Origin of the sequence: Mangrovimonas aestuarii (genome assembly GCF_028767185.1) — a bacterium.
GTDB lineage: Bacteria > Bacteroidota > Bacteroidia > Flavobacteriales > Flavobacteriaceae > Mangrovimonas_B > Mangrovimonas_B aestuarii.
This window is the reverse complement of the sequence record NZ_JARACK010000006.1, coordinates 113,374-133,617: the sequence shown is the minus strand read 5'-3', so window position 1 is coordinate 133,617 and position 20,244 is coordinate 113,374. Positions and strand designations below refer to the sequence as shown.

Here is a 20,244-nt window from a genome sequence, read left to right as displayed (position 1 = left end):
TGAATTACATTTTGTTTCCAAAAAAATAAATTAATTTATTATCGATTGCATTTATTAAATGTTATCTTTAGACTTTATTAATTTATTATTTTATTACAGTGAAAAACGGAACAGTTAAGTTCTTCAACGAAACTAAAGGATTTGGATTTATTGTTGAAGATAATTCTACAAGCGAGTATTTTGTGCACATTTCTGGATTAGTAGACAGAATTTCTCAAGGAGATGCTGTAGAGTTCGAATTAAAGGAAGGAAAAAAAGGCTTAAACGCTATAAATGTAAAAGTTATTTAATTCTCATTTTTTATGTGAACGAAAACCCTGCAAATTTGCAGGGTTTTTTGTGCTTATAACTTTCCTGTATAAGTTGCTGTTATTTTCTTAAATTTAGAATAACAACCATACTAACCGTATTGAAAAATTTAGAATTCACATTTCTTTTACTGGCTCTTTTGGCAGAGATTATAGGTACTATTGGAGGCTTTGGATCTTCAGTGTTTTTTGTGCCCCTTGCCAATTTTTATTTCCCTTTTCAAACGGTATTGGGTATTACAGCATTATTTCATGTGGCAAGTAACCTAAGTAAAATTGCACTGTTCAGAAAAGGAGTAAGTAAACAGTTAATGATCACTATAGGAGTTCCTGCAGTACTTTTTGTGATTTTAGGAGGTATTGCCAGTAAGTACCTGGATGCATTTTTGCTGGAGTTGTTCTTAGGTGTCTTTTTGGTTGCTTTAAGTTTATTGTTTCTTATTAAAAAGGATTTAGTTTTTAAACCACATAAAAAAGAAGCTGCTCTAGGAGGGAGTTTGTCTGGTTTGTTGGCGGGAATTTTAGGTACTGGTGGGGCTATTCGTGGACTTACGATGGCTGCTTTTAATTTGGAAAAACAAGTCTTTATTGCAACATCTGCAGGGATTGATTTTTTTGTTGATTTTAGTAGAAGTGTCGTATATGTACTTAATGGATATGTAACCAATGAGGTACTTATTTATATCCCTTTTTTGGTTGGAATAGGATTTTTAGGTACTTACGTAGGTAAATTGATACTAAACAAAATATCTCAAGAGAATTTTAAAAAGGGATCACTGATTTTAATTCTTCTAATAGGGCTTATGACTTTAATCAAAACCGTTATTCAAATTAATGGTTGAAATATTTGCTGTTCCAAATAGCGGAGTTGAAGTTTTTTCCTCGACTAATACCAAAGAAAATAATGATAAATCCCACAATTTTAAACATAAAGAAGAATACTAATAAAAACTGAGATGTTTCTTTTCCTGAGTCGTAAACAGACCATGGAACACATAAGGTCAAGAGCAAGGTTGTTAAAAGAGCACTTACAATCAAAGTATCCAAATTTTTGAAAGGCAACATCAGCCATTTTCTCCATTTATTGAGTTCATTTCCCCAATGATGAATTAAAAAATAATAACCGTTTCCGATAGGAGCAAATAGTAACGGATCGTCGTAGTTTTCAAGTTTAAAAAGTTTGCTGGGAGCAACAATTTTAAATCCATGGAGTTTGATGTTATGCTTAACTTCAAGCCGTTTTATTTCCTTAATAGCTTCGTATGGATAATCTCCCTTAAATAGGCTACTATCCAAAAACCTCAGGCGGTAAGTAATACATATTTTTTTTATTGAGTCAATGTGAAAGATTCTATCAGAATCAAGAAGATCCAAATCAAAAGTATTTGTTTCATTCTTAGATCCTTTTTCTAAAGTGTTGTGAATTTGTGTGTCGTGTTTGAGGTCTTCATCCAAATACGCTTTAACCATGTTTAAAATGGCTTTACCACCTAATTGCTTGTTGCGGTGTTTTTTTAATTTAGATGTTATATCTACCCCCATTTTGTCAAGTGATTGATACCCATAAATTTACGAAAACAGCAGGAGAATAGATGTTAAAAAAAAATCCTTAATTGCTGATGTATAGCAATTAAGGACTTTTAAACTTATATCTGTATTGACAGGGCTACCTTAGTTCGGCTCCCAGTTGTGTTTCAAAACTCTTTTGGAGTTTATTCATTATCTTATCAATTTGCTTATCTGTTAAAGTCTTTTCTTCATCCTGGAATGTAAAACTCACAGCATAACTCTTTTTGCCTTCTGGTAAATTTTTTCCTTGGTAAACGTCGAAAAGATTAACAGCCTTTAAAAGTTTCTTTTCAGTTTTTCCAGCAATATCGTATATCTCGTTAAAAGTTACTTTATTGTCAAGCAAAAGTGCAAAATCACGACGTACTTCAGGGTATTTTGGTATTGGCTGGAAAGATATTTTATTTCTCTTGGCCATATCTATTATGGCGTCCCAATTGAAATCAGCATACAGCACTTCTTGACCGATGTCGAAATGCTTTAATACAGTTTTTTTAACTAAACCAAAACTAACCAATTGCATTTTGCCTAATTCGTATAGCATCCCTTCGCTTAATAGATCATTATTGATTGGAGCAGTTTTATATCTTGAAATGCCTAAACGTTCTAAAATAACATTGATAATTCCCTTTAAATAGAAGAAATCACTAGGCTGTTCAGGAGTATGCCAACTTTCATATGACTTTGTTCCTGTCACAAAAAGTGAAAGATGTTTAAATTCTTCACGATTTCCGTTGAAATCATGATATGTTTTTCCGAATTCAAACAACTTTAATCTATTGCGCTTTCGATTAATGTTATAAGCTAAAGATTCCAATCCAGAAAATAACATAGACTGTCTAAGAACAGATAAGTCATTACTTAATGGATTAAGCATGGTAACATTGTGATCTTCCTTTAGCTGTTCACTAAGTGAGATGTATGATGGAGTTGTAAGTGAGTTAGCCATCATTTCGAAAAAACCCTGTGATGCCAATTGGTTTCCAATAACATTCTGAAGCTTATAATCTTCAAATTTAGAGCTGTTGGAAATTGAAGCATTTAGTTTTTCGGTAATACCTATATTGTTATAACCATAAACCCTTAATATTTCCTCAATAACATCAGCCTCTCTCAAAACGTCATTTCTGTAGGCTGGAACCGTTAGGCCTAAGCCTGTTTCGGTAACGTTATTTACCTTAATATCTAAGGATGTCAATATGCGCTTGATAGTTTCTTTAGGAAGTTCTTCTCCAATAAGCTTCTTGGCATTTTCAAAACTTAGTCTTACAATTTTATCCTCAATCTTGTTTGGATAAGAATCAATAACATCGGAGGCAACATCACCACCAGCTAGCTCTTGAATAAGAAGTGCAGCTCGTTTTAGTGCGTACTCTGTAATATTAGGATCGATACCACGCTCAAATCTAAAAGAAGCATCAGTATTTAAACCATGGCGTTTTGCTGTCTTTCTGATGCTAACAGGATTAAAGTAGGCACTTTCAAGGAATATGCTGGTTGTAGATTGGCTAACGCTAGATTCAATTCCACCCAAAACTCCTGCAATACACATTGGTTTTTCCGAGTCGCATATCATTAAATCATCTTCGTGTAGTTCTCGTTCTACTTCATCTAAAGTGATAAATTTAGTGCCAGCTTTAACGGTCTTTACTTCTATTTTATTACCGCTTATTTTACTAGTATCGAAAGCGTGGAGTGGTTGACCCAACTCATGCATGACATAATTGGTAGCGTCAACAACGTTGTTCTTTGGGGTTAATCCAATAGCTTTTAAGCGATGCTTTAACCAATCTGGAGATTCAGTAACTTTTAAACCTGTCATTGTCACACCACAGTAACGTGGAGCCAAATCTTTGTTCAGTACATCAACATCAATCTTAAGTGTTCTGTTTTCAACATAAAAAGCACTTACTGAAGGTGTAATCATTTCAGTATGGATATCACGCTGTATAAGACCAGCTCTTAAATCCCTAGCTGTCCCCCAGTGACTCATGGCATCAGAGCGGTTTGGAGTTAACCCGATTTCGAATACTTGATCGTTTTCTACCTCAAAAATATCTGCTGCAGGGGTACCAGGCTTAAGTTTGGCATCTAATACCATGATTCCGTCATGCGATTTCCCTAGACCCAATTCGTCTTCGGCACAAATCATCCCAAAACTGGCTTCTCCGCGGATTTTACCTTTTTTGATAGTCCAAGCTTCACCTTCTTCGGTATATAGTGTTGTGCCAATTGTTGCTACAGGTACTTTTTGGCCTGCTGCCACGTTAGGTGCACCACAAACAATTTGTACTGCTTCTTCATGACCGATATTTACTGTGGTAATTTTTAATTTGTCGGCATTTGGGTGTTGTTCGCAAGTTAGTACTTCACCAACAACAACACCTTCCAATCCGCCTTTCACAGATTGATAAGCCTCAATGCCTTCAACTTCAAGACCTAAATCTGTAAGGAGTTCGCCGGTTTGTTCTGCAGTCCAATCTGTTTTAAGGAATTGTTTAATCCAATTATAAGAAATCTTCATATGTGGTGCTTATATTAAGTCTGCAAAGATAAAATATTGGTCATAGCATTCAAACATTGACCTAAAAATTGTATTTTTAGCCTTTTATTAATCTAAAATCGAATTTTAAAATCCGAATATACCTATGAAAAAACTAAGTTATGCAATAGCTGTAGTGGGCATCATAGCCCTGGCTGGTAGTCAAAGTGCCATGGCACAACAATCAAAATCAGCTATTAAGACAGAAGCTACAGCCCCTCAAAAAACTAAGGCTCAATTAGCTCAGGAACATTTAGATCAAATTCAGGTAGAAAAAGATCACTTGAAGAAATTAAAAGATGAAGGCACCCTGACTGCAGAAGCTTACGAGAAAAGGTTGGCAGTACTAATTGATCAAGAAGATTATTATAAAGCAGAATTAGCTACTGCTTCTAAATAATACAGGGCAATTAAGTTAATTTTTAAGTGTTAGAAGCCTAAACAGAAAAGACGTTGATTTATAATTAGCGTCTTTTTTTTTTTGTTTTTGAGTTATTGAATTTGTTTACCACAGGATTTTTAAGAAATATGAGGAAATTTATTGCCATTACTTGCTTGATTTGTTTGATAGGTTGTCAAAAAAAGGTTCAACCAAAACTTAAAAAAGGTATTTATAGAGCAGAACTCAAGGTCAATGACTCATCTGTTTTACCTTTTAATTTTAAGGTGATTAGTGATAAATCGATGGAAATTTATAATGCTGAAGAAATTATTCATTTAAATAAGGTTATTTATAAAAAAGATTCAGTATTTATTTATCCTCCTGTTTTTGAGGGTTATTTGGCGGCTAAATTTAATGGAGATACTTTAAAAGGGAAGTATATAACCCCCAATTTAAACAGATTAGTATCTTTTGAAGCCGTTTGGGGAGAAAAAGAACGTTTTGATGTTTTAGAGAAGTCCAAAACTGATATTTCAGGGAATTGGGAAACTATATTTAACCCAAATGATTATGAAGAAAAGTATTTGGCCCAAGGGGTGTTTAAGCAGTCTGGTCAAAAAGTAACAGGAACCTTTAGGACAACTACTGGAGATTATCGTTTTTTGGAAGGTGTAATAGATGGTAATAAGTTAAAACTATCTACCTTCGACGGAGCTCATGCTTATTTGTTTACCGCTACAGTAACTGATTCTACAATGACTGGAACATTTTATTCTGGTAGCCACTTTAAAGAACCTTTTGTAGCTAAACGTAATGAGGAATTTGAGTTACCAAATGCCGATAGTTTAACATTTCTTAATCCGGGATATGACAAAGTATCTTTTTCTTTTCCAGATGTCATGGGTAATTTAATTTCTTTAGAAGATGATAGGTTTAAAAATAAGGTTGTCATAGTTCAGTTAATGGGAAGTTGGTGTCCAAATTGTTTGGATGAAAGTCGTTTTTTTTCAAAATACTATAATGAAAACAAAGATAAGCCAGTAGAAGTTGTAGCCTTGGCTTTTGAGTATGTGAAAACACAGGAGAAAGCCATCGGGAATTTGGAACGTTTAAAAGAAGACGTAGGGATAACATATCCTGTGCTTTTGGCTCAATATGGAACATCAAGCAAGGAGCAGGCCCAGGAAAAATTACCAATGTTAAATAAAGTTCTGTCTTATCCTACAAGCATATTTATTGATAAACAAGGAAAAGTGAGAAAAATACACACTGGATTTGATGGACCGGCAACGGGTGAAAAATATATTGAGTTTGTAGAAGACTTCAATATTTTTGTAAATGAGCTTATTGCTGAGTAAATATGATAATTTAGATTAACTAATGTAGTTCCAAATATTTTTGAACTTGCTCAATTGACGGTAGGTTTCCAAAACAACGGTATTTTTTGGGCTTGCAAGTTTAGGGTCCTGTTTGAGTAGTTTCATTGCATGATATCTAGCATGTTGCATAATATCTTTGTCCTTTACGATATTGGCTATTTTTAGGTTAAGAACGCCACTTTGTTGTGTTCCCATGATATCTCCAGGTCCTCGAAGTTTAAGGTCTACTTCGGCAATTTCAAAACCATCACTGCTTTTTACCATGGTTTCCAAGCGTGTTTTACTGTCATCGCTTAGTTTATGGCTGGTCATTAAAATACAATAACTCTGCTCAGCACCTCTTCCTACACGACCTCTTAGCTGATGTAACTGTGAAAGTCCAAAGCGTTCGGCACTTTCAATAATCATAACCGATGCGTTAGGTACATTTACACCAACTTCAATTACTGTAGTAGCCACCATAATTTGAGTTTCTCCCTTAGCAAAACGTTGCATTTCGTAGTCTTTGTCTGCTGGTTTCATTTTTCCATGAACAATAGAGATTTGATATTTAGGGGCTGGAAAGTCTCTGGCAATACTTTCATAACCGTCCATCAAATCCTTATAATCCATTTTTTCACTTTCTTGAATTAAAGGGTAAACAATGTAAACCTGACGGCCTTTAGCAATTTCATCCCTAACAAAACCAAATACCTTTAACCGGTTGTTGTCATAGCGATGAACAGTTTTGATGGTTTGTCGACCCGGAGGAAGTTCATCTATAACCGAAATGTCGAGATCACCATAAACAGACATGGCAAGTGTTCGAGGAATAGGTGTTGCCGTCATAACCAATATATGGGGAGGTGTAATGTTCTTCTTCCAAAGTTTACTGCGTTGTGCCACACCAAAGCGATGTTGTTCATCAATAACAGCCAGTCCTAGGTTTTTAAACTTTACTTTGTCTTCAAGAAGTGCATGTGTACCTATAAGAATTTGTAGTTCGCCATTTTCAAGTTCTTGATGTATAATTTTTCTGGATGAAGTACTTGTTGAACCAGTAAGCAATTGTATGTTTATGTCTAAAGATTCGCAATAGTCAGATAGGCCATTGTAATGTTGAGTGGCAAGGATTTCAGTTGGTGCCATTAAGCAGGCCTGAAAGCCGTTGTCCAAAGCTAATAACATTGCCATTAAAGCTACAATAGTTTTTCCAGAGCCAACATCTCCCTGTAAAAGTCGATTCATCTGGGCATTGCTACCCATGTCATTACGTATTTCTTTTATTACCCTTTTTTGAGCGTTTGTCAAATCAAAAGGTAGGCAGGATTTAAAAAAAGTATTGAAATAGTCTCCAACGATTTCAAATGGAAAACCTTTAAGTTTCGATTTATTGATTAGGTTTTTTAAAATGAGTTGAAGCTGAATGTAAAATAGTTCTTCAAACTTTAACCTAAACTGAGCTCGAGCAAGATGATTTTGGTCTTTTGGAAAATGAATGTTAAAAAGTGCTTCCTGTTTGCTCATTAAATTGAGCTCTTGTATTAGTGATTCAGGCAAAGTTTCTGCAAAACGGCCATTGGTTTCAACGAACAGCTGTTGTATTATTTTACCTGTTACACGGTTAGTTATACCTTTGTTAGATAGTTTTTCTGTAGAAGGGTATATAGGTTGCATAGCAGATCGCAAACTCTTTTTGTGATCTTCAAGAAGTTCCATTTCAGGGTGGGGCATACTGAATTTTCCACTGTAAAAATTGGTTTTTCCAAAAATGACATAGGATCTATGCAGTTTAATACTGTCCTTTATCCACTTATGGCCACGGAACCAAACCAGTTCCATACTTCCTGTTTCATCCTTGAAAACAGCAACTAGTCGTTTACCGCGTTTTTGTTTTACTTCCTGTAGGCTAACAACCTGACCAATGATTTGTATTTCTGAACTGTTAGGTTGCAATTGCCCAATTTTGTAGTACTGGGTACGATCGAGATATCTGTTAGGAAACAGGTTAATTAAATCTTGATAAGTGTGTACGCCCATTTCCTTACGTAATAAATCGGCGCGATTAGGTCCAACACCTTTTAAATAATCAATTGGGGTCTGTAGGTTAATAGGCATGAACAGAAAAGTATAGCTTTATTACAGATTATACAAAATTGGAAAACTAAAGTATAGGTTTTCTAAAAAAAATGCTAATAATTTATAATTTAGGGCGCTTAAAACAAAAATAAACTTTATGAAACTAACTCAACTCAAAACGAAACTTTCATTTTTCAGCGCTTTGTTGTTGTTTATCGCGGTAACAAACTGTAGTGATGACGATACAACCAATGAACCGCAAATTACTGTAAATGGTGCAATAACCATTTTTGAGGCAACCGATGTACTTAGCCACTCAGCCTCTAAAAATATATCTGTTGAAGGACAAAATTTAAATGCTGGGATGGTTATTAATGCTTCAGATAATTTTGAAGTGTCATTGGACGATGAAACATTTACAGAACAGGTTACCATTACTATGGAAGATGCCAACAATTCAACTAATATTGTATATGTAAGATTTGCTCCTGCAGAATCTGCCGTTGGTGATATTTCTGGGACAATAACTTTTGAGTCAGAAGATGCTGAATCTGTGGTGCTAGATGTGATGGGTGAGGGATTGCCTTTTATAGAAGTATCAAGTCTATCGCTTAACTTTGGAAGTGTTCCCATAAACGCAGAACCATCGGTTGAAACTTTTACTGTTAAGGGGTATCAATTGGAAAATGATATATCATTAATTTCTAATGAAGGGTTTGAGATTTCATTAGACAACGAAACTTTTGAGACTTCACTTCAAATTTCTGCAGCTAATGCTAATAATGTAAATACTGTTTATGTGAAATTCAATCCGGAAATCGTAGGTGAGGTTGAAGGTATGTTAAACATTCAAAGTGAAGCAGTAACAAGTGTTGAAGTTTCATTATTGGGAACTGGTGGACCTGAATCTTATAGAACATATAATCAACAACACTTGGCTTTTGGTAGTGGATTAAGCCAATCTTCTGTACAAACCTTTAACCTGCCGTCGGACTTAAGTGATGTGCAATCTATTAAGATGTATGTTAAGTTGGAGTGTCCTACAGGAGGATGTAATGATTGGGATGTTTATGCTAACGTTCAAGTGAAGGATGTTGCTTCAGGTGAATGGTATGAATTAGGGCGTTACATAACTCCTTATGGTGTTGATAATCATCAATTGGATCGTGGTTTCGAAATAGATGTGACCGACTTTAAATCAATGTTGACGGGTAATGTTGAGTTAAGAACATTTGTTGAGGTATGGGGTGCTGATGGATGGTTGGTAACAGTTGATTTTGACTATATTGAAGGTACACCTGATTACCCTTATTACGCGATATCTAGAGTGATCCAATATAATGGAAATTCTCTTCAGGGTGTGATTTATGGTGAAGATGCATCTGCTTTTGATTTAACTAAAACCGTGAATATTCCTGCCAACGCAGAAAATACGCATTTGAGAACAATTATTACTGGTTGGGGACACGCAACACCAACAGATAATGATGGTAGACCCTGTGCTGAATGGTGTTTTAGAACACATGATGTGAGAATTGATAATGCAGCTATGTTTACCCATGAAATGGGACCTATTGGTTGCGGACAAAATCCAGTACAACCTCAATATGGAAATTGGTCTCCAGATAGAGCGGGCTGGTGTCCTGGTATGGCTGTTCCGGTAAGAGTGGACCAGTTTGCAAATAGCATGGCAGGAGGAGCTTTTGATTTTGAATATGATTTTGAAGACTGGACAAATGACCTTCAATCTTCGAATTCGAATCCACATGCATATTATGCAATATCAACATTTGCTGTTGTAAAAAGCAATTCTCCAATAGAAAAACCTGAAATCGTAGAATAATTTTTTTACAATCCAAAGTATATTTAAGCACACTAATTTTTTAGTGTGCTTTCTTTTTTGTGATAAGCTTTAGTATCTTAGATGTATGAAATATGTAGTATTTATCTTAAGTGTCTTTACCTCCTTTTATGTTTGGTCTCAAGAATCTCAAAAATTGGATTTTACCCACGCTAAAGCAGATTTGTTCATTAGTCCCTTGGAGAAGAGGGTTTCAGGAACTGTAACCTATGCTTTCGATGTTTTGGCTGATATTGATACTATAAAGGTTGACGCAAGATCTATGCAATTTGATTGGGTTGAAGTTGATGATAATTCTGTAGCTTTTATTGAAAGTGAGAATCAATTACTGATTCCTTATTCTCTGGTAGAAAACAGTAAGCATAGCTTGGTGATGAAATATTCTGTTAATCCAAAAAAAGCAATGTATTTTGTGGGGTGGGATAACGCAGGTAGAAATCAAATATGGACACAAGGGCAGGGTAAATACACTAGTCATTGGTTGCCCAGTTTTGACGATATGAACGAAAAAGTTGAATTCGATTTATCTATTACATTCAACAAGGGGTATGAGGTTATAGCAAATGGAAAACTTTTAAAAAAAGTAATTGTTAATGATTCACTTTTACGTTGGAGCTACGATATGGATAAACCCATGAGTAGTTACCTATTGGCAATAGCCATAGGAAAGTATAGCCAGAAGAATTTAAAGTCCTCTAGAGGAATTCCTATGAACCTATATTATTATCCTGAGTATGAAAATAGGGTCGAACCTACTTATCGGTATTCTAAGGAAATATTCGATTTTTTAGAGAAAGAAATAGGAGTGCCTTTTCCTTGGCAAAATTACAAGCAGATTCCAGTGCACGACTTTTTGTATTCAGGTATGGAAAATACAAGCGCCACTATATTTTCAGATATTTTTTTTATTGATAAGCAATCCTTTCCGGATAGAAATTATGTAACCGTAAATGCCCATGAGCTAGCACATCAATGGTTCGGTGATTTAGTTACCGAAACTTCAGGTGCTCACCATTGGTTACAGGAAGGCTTTGCTACATATTTTGCTATGTTGGCAGAACGCTCGTTGTTTGGAGATGATCATTTCTATTGGGGACTTTATGAGTCTGCGGAACAATTAAAAGATCAGGAAAAAGCAGGTAATGGAACTGCATTGCTTAATCCAAAATCGAGTAGTTTAACATTCTACCAAAAAGGAGCCTTGGCATTATATATGCTACGGGAAGAAGTAGGAGATGATGCATTTAGGAATGGAGTGAAAAATTATTTGACGAAGTATAAATTCAAAAACGTTACTACCGATGATTTTATCAGGGAGATAGAAAAAACGAGTAAAAAGAATTTAAGTTCATTTGTGGATATTTGGCTTAAGAGCGATGTTTTTGAATTTGATGATGTTGTTGATCATTTGAGAAAGAAATCCAAACTGATTGACGGTTATCTTTCCATTGAGTGTTTTTCTATGGACTGTGAAGCACTTCTGGAATCGGACTCTAATTATAGAATAAAACAAAAAATTGTAACTGATTTAAATGTAGACGGATTAGCTTCAGCTTTTCAAGTCGATGACCTTAAGGTTAGGCAAGCCATTGCCCAATCTATTTCAAATATTCCTTTGGAATATAAAACAGATTACGAAAGCCTTTTAAACGACCCCTCATATGCAACCATTGAAGCTGCACTGTATCATTTATGGGTTAACTTTCCTGATGAAAGATATAAGTATTTAGATAAAACAAAGGATGTAGTTGGGTTCAATGATAAAAATGTACGCATGCTGTGGTTGGTACTTTCATTGTCTACACCCGATTATCAACCTGAAAAGAAAAAAGATTGTTTTCAGGAGCTGGTATCCTACACTTCTCCGCAATATGATTATCAGGTACGGGAGAGCGCTTTTATGTACCTAAGAAGCATGAATTTGTTTAATAGGGAAGCGTTAGAAAATCTTGTAGATGCATCAAAACATTTCAATTGGCGTCTGAAAAAGTCGTCCAAGGATTTATTGAGTGCTTTAAAAAAGAACCCAAAGTATGGTTTAACAATAACCGAAATTCAAAATTCAGGAAAATAATAATGAAGGCTTTAGTCATTTCTGGAGGTGGTAGTAAGGGAGCTTTTGCCGGAGGTGTGGCGCAATATCTTATTGAAGAAATGGAACGGGATTACCAGTTATTTCTGGGAACCTCTACAGGTAGCTTGTTAGTGTCGCACTTGGCCTTGAATAAAACTGAAAAAATTAAAAAAGTATTCACATCGGTTAATAATGATCATATTTTTAATGTATGTCCTTTTACCATAAAAACACAGTATGGAACTGATACCATTGCCATTGACCACCTGAATGTGTTGAAGAACTTTTTAAAGGGAAGCAAAACTTTTGGTGAAAGTTACAACCTAAAAAAATTAATAAGGGAAACATTTACCGAAGATGAGTTTATTAAACTTAAATCATCTACTAAAGAAATTATTGTAACAGTTTCTAATTTATCATTAAATCAAGTAGAGTATAAATCTATTAACGATTGGGAATATGAAGATTTTTGTGAGTGGATATGGATTTCCTGTAATTATACACCGTTCATGACATTAGTTAGAAAGTTTGGTTGTGAATATGCAGACGGAGGGATGGGGGCCATGGTTCCTATCGAGGAAGCAATAAATAGGGGGGCAAAAGAGGTCGATGCTATCATACTTCAAACTGAAATCAGCCAATTAAATCGATTACCATCTAGAAATGCCTTTTCTTTACTAACAAATATGTTTAACTTTATGTTAAATCGTATAGAACATCAAAATATTAGGATAGGTAAATTCGTAGCTACACATAACGATGCTATCATCAATTTTTATTACACACCAACGGTTTTAACGACCAATTCTCTCATTTTTAAGGAAGAGAAAATGATAGGGTGGTGGCAAAGCGGATATAATTTTGCGAAATTTAAGAACCAAGAAACAAGTCAGTTAGAATAGAGCTAAAACCAAAGTATGCGAGCATTAGTTATATCGGGAGGAGGAAGTAAAGGTGCTTTTGCAGGGGGTGTTGCACAATATCTTATGCAGGAGTTGGGTAAAGAGTACGATATGTTTTTAGGAACTTCAACAGGAAGTATGCTTATTCCGTTTTTGGCAGTGAATAAAGTTGAAAAGTTGTATCATATTTTTACTAATGTTAAGCAAGGTGATATTTTTAGTATAAATCCTTTTGTTCAGCACAAAAAGGACGGAAGGGAATACGTTTCAATCAATTACATAAACTCGGTATTACAGTTTATTAAAAGAAAACGCACTTTTGGGGAAAGTAAAGCGCTAAGAAGAAATATTAAGAAAAACTTTACCATAGAAGAATATGAGCTTATAAAGTCCACTAAAGAAGATGTAGTTGTAACCGTTGCAAATTTATCTAAAGGACAAGTAGAATATAAATCCATTCATGATTTTAATTACGAAGAGTTTTGTGAATGGATCTGGATTTCTTGTAACTATATTCCTTTTATGTCCTTGGCGAAAGTAAATGGTTATGAATATGCAGATGGAGGCTTAGGCTGTGTAATCCCAATACGAGAAGCAATTAACAGAGGGGCAACCGAAATAGATGCTATTATCCTGGAATCGGAACAATTGGATAGGATTAAGGTTTTGGGGAAAAATCCCTTTTCTTTAATGATTAATCTCTTCGGACATTTATTAGACCAAGTAGAACATCATGATGTAATGATAGGTAAAATGGCAGCAAAATCAAACAATGCTAAGCTCAATCTATACTACACCCCAACACAGCTTACCGAAAATTCTTTGATATTTAGTAAACGATTGATGGTACAGTGGTGGGAGCAGGGATTTAATTATGCAAAAAACAGAGATCTTGTGGAGGAGTAATTAACTACCACATCTCACTAACTTCTTTTTTGATATACGATAGAGCAGCATCACTTGGAGGTTGCTTTTCCATCATTTCGGTAAGCACAACTTCTCTTAATTTATTGGCCGAGTCCGTTTTTTCTAACATACTTGCTTTGCGAATCAGCTGAATGGTAGCATTTTTTGAAGCTACAATGATGTTCCAACATTCTTCACTAAGATAGATTTGTTGAGAGAGGTTATGTTCGAATTCCTGTTCAATATTTTTGATAAGTAAAGATTCGTAATTTTCTTTGTTAGACGATGTAGGTGACACACGTATTAAAAGCTTTGAAGGACTGATTCGCTCTAAAAACAAAACCATTCTTTCGTAAGCCTGTAAACGCAATGGCATAGCTTTTACCTGCATATCCTTTTTAAGCATGTATCGTCTTCGGCCATCTTCATTTTTGGTGTGTTCCTTAAAAAAGTAATAGGCGATTGCTCCGGTAATTAGTGTTGGAATTGCGTAAGAAAATAGGTTAATGATATTATCGGCGTTCATTTGAGTTTTTTATGAATTTGAGCAAACTTAATGCGTTTTTACAAACTTTACAACATTTAAAAATTTACATTATTGTAATAACAAAGTAAATCATCATTCTGGAAATTACTCTAGGGTTTCCTCATTAAATTATTTTCGATACTTGCCCCCTAGGAAAGGGCAATCTTTTAAGGTTTGCATGTCGGTGAAAGGAACAGGTGTTTTGTTGTACATGTAAGTTTTACTAAGCTCCTTTGATAGGTGATGATCATCTACATTAACATCAATATCAGCCATTTTAAATTGACAAGGATGTTCGTATCCTGCCGCATGGGTGATTTCAACAAACTCTTTTCTGAAGGTTTTAAAATATTGTCCCAATCGTAATGATTTTAATGGGACATCAATACCTCTTTGTAGCCATTTGTTTTGTGTAGCAACACCACTCGGACAGGTATTGGTATGACATGATTGAGCTTGAATACAGCCTATACTCATCATAGCCTCCCTAGCGACGTTAATACAATCGGCTCCCATGGCAAAAGCCATTGCGGCTTTAGCTGGGAAACCTAATTTTCCACCACCAATAAAAACAATGCGGTCGGTTAAACCTCTTTCTTGAAAAACCTTGTAAAGGTCACTAAATCCATAGACCCAGGGTAATGAAACATGATCGGCAAAACTAGGAGGGGCTGCTCCTGTTCCTCCTTCACCACCATCAACTGTTATAAAGTCTGGACCTCTTCCAGTTGTCTTCATAATGTCTGCCAGTTCATACCATTGCTCCAATTTCCCTATAGCAGCTTTAATCCCTACGGGTAAGCCGGTTACTTTCGCTATAGATTCAATGAAATCGACCATTTCAGGAACGTTAGAAAACGCAGAGTGGTTGGGAGGGGAGAGTACATCTTTACCAACTTCAACCCCGCGAATGCGAGCAATTTCATGAGAAATTTTTGCTGCAGGTAGTACCCCACCTTTTCCCGGTTTGGCACCTTGTGATAGTTTTATCTCAATAGCCCTTATAAAAGAATTTGTATTTACAAGTTCTTTTAGTTTAGCCATTGAAAAGTTTCCGTGAATATCCCGAACCCCAAAGTAGGCAGTTCCGAATTGAAAAATCACGTCGCCTCCGTGGCTGTGGTATGGAGAAAGCCCTCCTTCGCCTGTATTATGATAGGCATCGGCGATTTTTACGCCACGATTTAACGACTCAATTGCCCTTGCCGATAACGATCCAAAACTCATTGCAGAAACATTAATCACAGAAGCCGGGCGATAGGGTTTTTCCCGTTTATTGTAAAGCCCCATAACCTTTGCGCAAGGGAGGAAAGTTTTATCAACTGCATTGGGGTGATCGTGAGAAATTTTATACGGTATCATGGCATTGTTTATAAAGATATGCTGATGGGCATATATATCGCGGTCGGTGCCAAAACCTTCATAATTATTTTCTTTTTTAGCCGAGGCGTAAATCCATCCACGTTCAATGCGGTTAAATGGTAACTCCTCTCTGTTGTTAGCAACAAAATACTGTCGCATTTCAGGGCCTATACTTTCCAATAAATAACGTAAATGACCAATGATTGGGAAGTTGTGACTTATAGTGTGAGGACGTTGCAGCACGTCTCTAATGCCGATAATAATTAGTGCAATTAAAATCCACATCCACCAATTTAGGTTGGCTAAAAAATCTAAAATAGTATCCATGTAATTCAGCTTTGTAAGTAAAGTTATTTAAAAAATAATTCATGTAATGGCATATCTTTATAAAATGATAAAGCAAAGAAAAAGAGTGGTTTGGGTGTCAATATCAATGCTGACTCTTGCAGTGATAAGCTTTTTTGTGCTCAAAAGTATTTTGGTTCATAAGATTGAAAATTATTTAGCGAATTCATTACCTGAAACAGTGAAAGTCGACTATCAAGACATTGTCCTGAATTTGTTAAAGGGAGATTTGCAGATTGATCATTTATCTGTTTTAAACAAAGGAGAAGTAACCAATGATTTCATTGTTACTGTTGAAGTTCAAAAGCTTTTGATAAACAATGTAAGTTACTTAAACTATTTTCTTTCAGATAAAATTAGTGTTGGTGGAATTGAGCTAGTATCTCCTTCAATAGTATATTATCACTACAAAGCTATTCCGTCAAAAAAATATAACACATTAAATATTGAGAAGATAAAAAAAGGATTGGAGTTTAAACAATTGTGTGTAAAAAATGGGAACTTCAAAATGGTGGATAAAGAAACAGATTCTACAATGGTATCTGTTACTAAATTTGATTTTGAAATTGATGATGTTGAGACTGCCCAAAGCACTTTGAAGGAGAAGGTTCCATTTCTTTATGACGATTACCAACTATCGTTAAACGATTTGACATGTGCTGTAGGAGAGTACGAGACATTAAATGTGTCTCATTCGGTTTTAAGCAAAGAAAACTCTGTTTTCACAAAGATAAAGCTTTATACAAAGTATAGTAAAGAACGTTTTTCGAGAATAATAAAAACAGAACGTGATCATTTTGATTTGATTTGCGATAGTGTGAGATTAAGTGGTTTTTATTTTAGATTCATTACTGACTCAACCTTATGTATAAATTCCTCATTGATGAGTGTCATGACTCCCAAACTTAATGTGTATCGGGACAAATTGGTTGCAAATGATTTAACAGTGAAGAAGCTTTACAGTGAAATGTTGAGAGATTTGCCATTTTCATTAAATGTAAATCAGGTCAATATTGTTGATGGGCAAATTTCCTATACCGAAAAAGTGAAATGGGAAAATAAAGGAGGGACACTGGATTTTTCAAAATTCAATGCATCTATCGAAAATTTGTCAAATACCTATAAATCTCCCATTAAAACAAAAATTAAAGTCAAGTCTAATTTTATGGGAAATACACCAATTGATGTGGATTGGAATTTTGATGTTAATAATACAGATGATGCATTTACTTTTAACGCTAGGTTGGGAAAACTTAAGGCAGAACAATTGAATAAATTTTTAGAACCCAATTTAAGATCCAAATTAGAAGGGGAAATAAATCATACTAGGCTTGCCATTCAGGGAAATGCAAAACGTTCAAATATAGATCTGCAAATAAAGTACGATGATTTAAACGTGGTTGTTTTGAGGAAAGATGGAACCGAGAAGAATAAACTACTTTCCAAGATTGTAAATCTTGTAGTGGATAAGGATAGTGGTAAAAGATCAAACCAAAAAAAAGAAACTAAAATAAAGAGCATAGAAAGAGACAAAACAAAATCTGTTTTTAATTTTATTTGGAAAAATACCAAAGGTGCTCTGTTAAAGGTCTTAACTAGTAAAAGTCCCTAAATTTGTTTATAATTATTGATAAATATTAAGGGTAAACAACTAACATTGATTAATTTCACGGCGTAAAAATGATAATGGTTTGGAGAAGTATTTAAGTCAATTAAACGAAGCACAATTAGCACCTACAATCCAAAAAGATGGACCAATGATAGTTATCGCAGGTGCAGGATCGGGGAAGACTCGAGTTCTTACCTACAGAATTGCCTATTTGATGAGTCAAGGTGTAGATCCTTTTAATATTCTTTCGCTAACATTTACTAATAAGGCAGCACGTGAAATGAAAGAGCGTATTGCGTCTATTGTCGGTCAGAGTGAAGCAAAGAATTTATGGATGGGAACTTTTCACTCCATTTTTGCTAAAATCTTAAGGTTCGAAGCTGATCGTTTAGGGTATCCAAGCAATTTTACTATTTACGATTCACAGGATTCCCAAAGGCTGATTTCAGCTATTATCAAAGAAATGAATTTGGATAAGGATGTTTATAAATACAAGCAAGTACTTTCCAGAATATCGTCTTATAAAAACAGTTTGGTAACTGTAAAAGCATATTTTAATAATCCGGAACTTATTGAAGCCGATACAATGGCCAAACGTCCCAGATTAGGTGATATTTACAAAGAATATGTAGATCGTTGTTTTAAAGCGGGAGCAATGGATTTTGACGACTTATTGCTTAAAACGAATGAACTATTGACACGTTTTCCGGATGTATTGGCAAAATATCAAGACAGATTCCGCTATATTTTGGTAGATGAGTATCAGGATACCAACCATTCTCAGTATTTAATAGTTAGAGCGTTATCAGATAGATTTCAGAACATTTGTGTGGTAGGTGATGATGCTCAGAGTATCTATGCCTTCCGTGGTGCTAACATTAACAACATTCTTAATTTCCAAAGAGATTACGATGATGTGAAAATGTTTAGATTGGAACAGAACTATCGTTCAACCAAAAATATAGTAAACGCAGCAAACTCGGTAATTGAGCATAACCAAACCAAATTGGACAAGGAAGTTTGGACGGCCAATGAAGAGGGAGGGAAGATTATAGTAAACCGTTTGCTTACTGATGGTGATGAAGGTCGTTATGTGGCAGGTTCTATTTTTGAAAACAAAATGCAAAATCAGCTTAAAAACAGTGATTTTTCCGTTTTGTATAGAACAAATGCCCAATCACGTGCAATAGAAGATGCGTTACGTAAGCGAGGAATTCCATATCGTATTTACGGAGGACTGTCGTTTTATCAGAGAAAAGAGATTAAAGATGTTCTTTCATATTTAAGGTTGATTATTAACCCTGCAGATGAAGAGGCGCTTAAGCGTGTAATCAATTACCCGGGAAGAGGAATAGGGCAGACTACAATTGATAGGTTAGTTGTTGCAGCCAATGGCTATAAGCGCTCTATTTTTGAGGTTATGAAGAATATCGATAAAACCGATATTAAAATAAATTCTGGAACAAAAGGAAAGCTTCAGGATTTTGTGACCATGATAGAAAGCTTTCAGGTGATGAACCAAACAGCCAATGTGTTTGAATTGGCTGAACATGTTACTAAAGCAACAGGTCTTATAAAAGAGTTCAATAAAGATAGTACGCCAGAAGGTGTTGCTAGAATGGAAAATATCGAGGAGTTGCTTAATGGTATGAAGGACTTTGTGGAAGGACAGAGGGAAATTGCCGATGCAACTGCATCTCTTTCTGAATTCCTTGAAGATGTTGCTCTTGCTACCGATTTAGATAATGACAAAGGAGATGATGACCAAGTAGCGTTAATGACAATTCACTTGGCTAAAGGGTTGGAGTTTCCATATGTATATATTGTAGGAATGGAAGAAGACTTGTTTCCAAGTGCTATGAGTATGAATACCCGTTCTGAGCTTGAGGAAGAACGTCGTTTGTTCTACGTGGCTTTAACAAGGGCAGAGAAGCAAGCTTATTTAACCTATACCTTATCACGCTATCGTTGGGGGAAACTAATTGATGCTGAACCTAGTCGATTTATACAGGAAATAGACGAAGAATATCTTGAAATATTAACCCCTAAAGAAGAGCAGCGATTTAATCCAATGTTGGACGCTGATATTTTTGGAGATGATATTCCATCGAAAACCATACGCTTTAAAAAGGCAAAACAACCTGAGTTTAAAAAGAAGACGGCACCACAACCGATTAAGAAGAAAGTTGTAAATACACCTAAAAACTTAAAACCTGTTTCAAAAACATCGGCTGTATCTGCTAAACCTTTTGATGGGACTCTTTCTGTTGGAAATGTGGTGGATCACCAACGTTTTGGAAAAGGAGAGGTAATATCTATTGAAGGTGTTGGTGGTGATAGTAAGGCTGAAATTAAATTTGAAACCAATGGAGTTAAAAAGCTGTTGTTGAGGTTTGCCAAGCTGGAAGTGATAAGTTAAAA

15 protein-coding genes are annotated in these 20,244 nt (G+C 35.2%); 10 read left to right on the top strand and 5 right to left on the bottom strand.

Annotation, left to right across the window (positions count from 1 at the left end; genetic code table 11):
• The first annotated feature begins 98 nt into the window (after positions 1-98).
• Positions 99-290, top strand: coding sequence for a cold-shock protein (locus PWU04_RS09265; protein ID WP_274475801.1), 192 nt, complete (start codon positions 99-101; stop codon positions 288-290).
• Positions 291-409: 119 nt separating this feature from the next.
• Positions 410-1,150 carry a sulfite exporter TauE/SafE family protein gene (locus PWU04_RS09260; protein ID WP_274475799.1) on the top strand — a complete coding sequence of 247 codons (741 nt, stop codon included), beginning with the start codon at positions 410-412 and terminating at the stop codon, positions 1,148-1,150.
• Here the strand turns inward: PWU04_RS09260 and PWU04_RS09255 are convergent.
• Both PWU04_RS09255 and pheT read right to left on the bottom strand, forming a co-directional pair.
• A complete protein-coding gene (locus PWU04_RS09255) occupies positions 1,140-1,850 on the bottom strand; it encodes a hypothetical protein (RefSeq protein ID WP_274475798.1) in 711 nt (236 codons plus the stop codon). The genes PWU04_RS09260 and PWU04_RS09255 overlap by 11 nt on opposite strands.
• A 124-nt stretch (positions 1,851-1,974) precedes the next feature.
• On the bottom strand, positions 1,975-4,401 hold the full coding sequence (pheT, locus tag PWU04_RS09250; protein WP_274475797.1) for a phenylalanine--tRNA ligase subunit beta: 2,427 nt from the start codon (positions 4,399-4,401) through the stop codon (positions 1,975-1,977).
• Between the two features lie 124 nt (positions 4,402-4,525).
• On the opposite strand from pheT, the gene PWU04_RS09245 reads away from it, so the two are divergent.
• Both PWU04_RS09245 and PWU04_RS09240 read left to right on the top strand, forming a co-directional pair.
• Complete coding sequence (locus PWU04_RS09245) at positions 4,526-4,819, top strand: hypothetical protein (protein ID WP_274475796.1); 294 nt, start codon at positions 4,526-4,528, stop codon at positions 4,817-4,819.
• 128 nt (positions 4,820-4,947) lie between these two features.
• Complete coding sequence (locus tag PWU04_RS09240; protein WP_274475795.1) at positions 4,948-6,159, top strand: peroxiredoxin family protein; 1,212 nt, start codon at positions 4,948-4,950, stop codon at positions 6,157-6,159.
• Between the two features lie 15 nt (positions 6,160-6,174).
• Here PWU04_RS09240 and recG read toward each other — a convergent pair whose 3' ends face one another.
• Positions 6,175-8,277: an ATP-dependent DNA helicase RecG gene (recG, locus tag PWU04_RS09235; RefSeq protein ID WP_274475794.1), complete on the bottom strand. Its 2,103-nt coding sequence runs from the start codon at positions 8,275-8,277 to the stop codon at positions 6,175-6,177.
• Between the two features lie 118 nt (positions 8,278-8,395).
• On the opposite strand from recG, the gene PWU04_RS09230 reads away from it, so the two are divergent.
• The 4 genes from PWU04_RS09230 (at position 8,396) to PWU04_RS09215 (ending at position 13,981) form a co-directional block, all read left to right on the top strand.
• Positions 8,396-10,081, top strand: coding sequence for a peptide-N-glycosidase F-related protein (locus PWU04_RS09230; RefSeq protein WP_274475792.1), 1,686 nt, complete (start codon positions 8,396-8,398; stop codon positions 10,079-10,081).
• Positions 10,082-10,166: 85 nt separating this feature from the next.
• Positions 10,167-12,173: a M1 family metallopeptidase gene (locus tag PWU04_RS09225; RefSeq protein WP_274475791.1), complete on the top strand. Its 2,007-nt coding sequence runs from the start codon at positions 10,167-10,169 to the stop codon at positions 12,171-12,173.
• A 2-nt stretch (positions 12,174-12,175) separates the two neighbouring features.
• A complete protein-coding gene (locus tag PWU04_RS09220) occupies positions 12,176-13,075 on the top strand; it encodes a patatin-like phospholipase family protein (protein ID WP_274475789.1) in 900 nt (299 codons plus the stop codon).
• A gap of 15 nt (positions 13,076-13,090) precedes the next feature.
• Positions 13,091-13,981, top strand: coding sequence for a patatin-like phospholipase family protein (locus PWU04_RS09215; RefSeq protein ID WP_274475788.1), 891 nt, complete (start codon positions 13,091-13,093; stop codon positions 13,979-13,981).
• A 4-nt stretch (positions 13,982-13,985) separates the two neighbouring features.
• Here PWU04_RS09215 and PWU04_RS09210 read toward each other — a convergent pair whose 3' ends face one another.
• On the bottom strand, positions 13,986-14,507 hold the full coding sequence (locus tag PWU04_RS09210; RefSeq protein WP_274475787.1) for a DUF7935 family protein: 522 nt from the start codon (positions 14,505-14,507) through the stop codon (positions 13,986-13,988).
• Positions 14,508-14,636: 129 nt separating this feature from the next.
• Entirely contained in the window at positions 14,637-16,196 is a 1,560-nt protein-coding gene (locus PWU04_RS09205) for an FMN-binding glutamate synthase family protein (RefSeq protein ID WP_274475786.1), read from the bottom strand.
• Between the two features lie 46 nt (positions 16,197-16,242).
• On the opposite strand from PWU04_RS09205, the gene PWU04_RS09200 reads away from it, so the two are divergent.
• Together PWU04_RS09200 and PWU04_RS09195 are read left to right on the top strand one after the other, a co-directional pair.
• Positions 16,243-17,826: an AsmA family protein gene (locus tag PWU04_RS09200; protein WP_274475784.1), complete on the top strand. Its 1,584-nt coding sequence runs from the start codon at positions 16,243-16,245 to the stop codon at positions 17,824-17,826.
• Between the two features lie 79 nt (positions 17,827-17,905).
• Entirely contained in the window at positions 17,906-20,242 is a 2,337-nt protein-coding gene (locus PWU04_RS09195) for an ATP-dependent helicase (RefSeq protein WP_274475783.1), read from the top strand.
• The last annotated feature ends 2 nt before the right edge of the window (positions 20,243-20,244 follow it).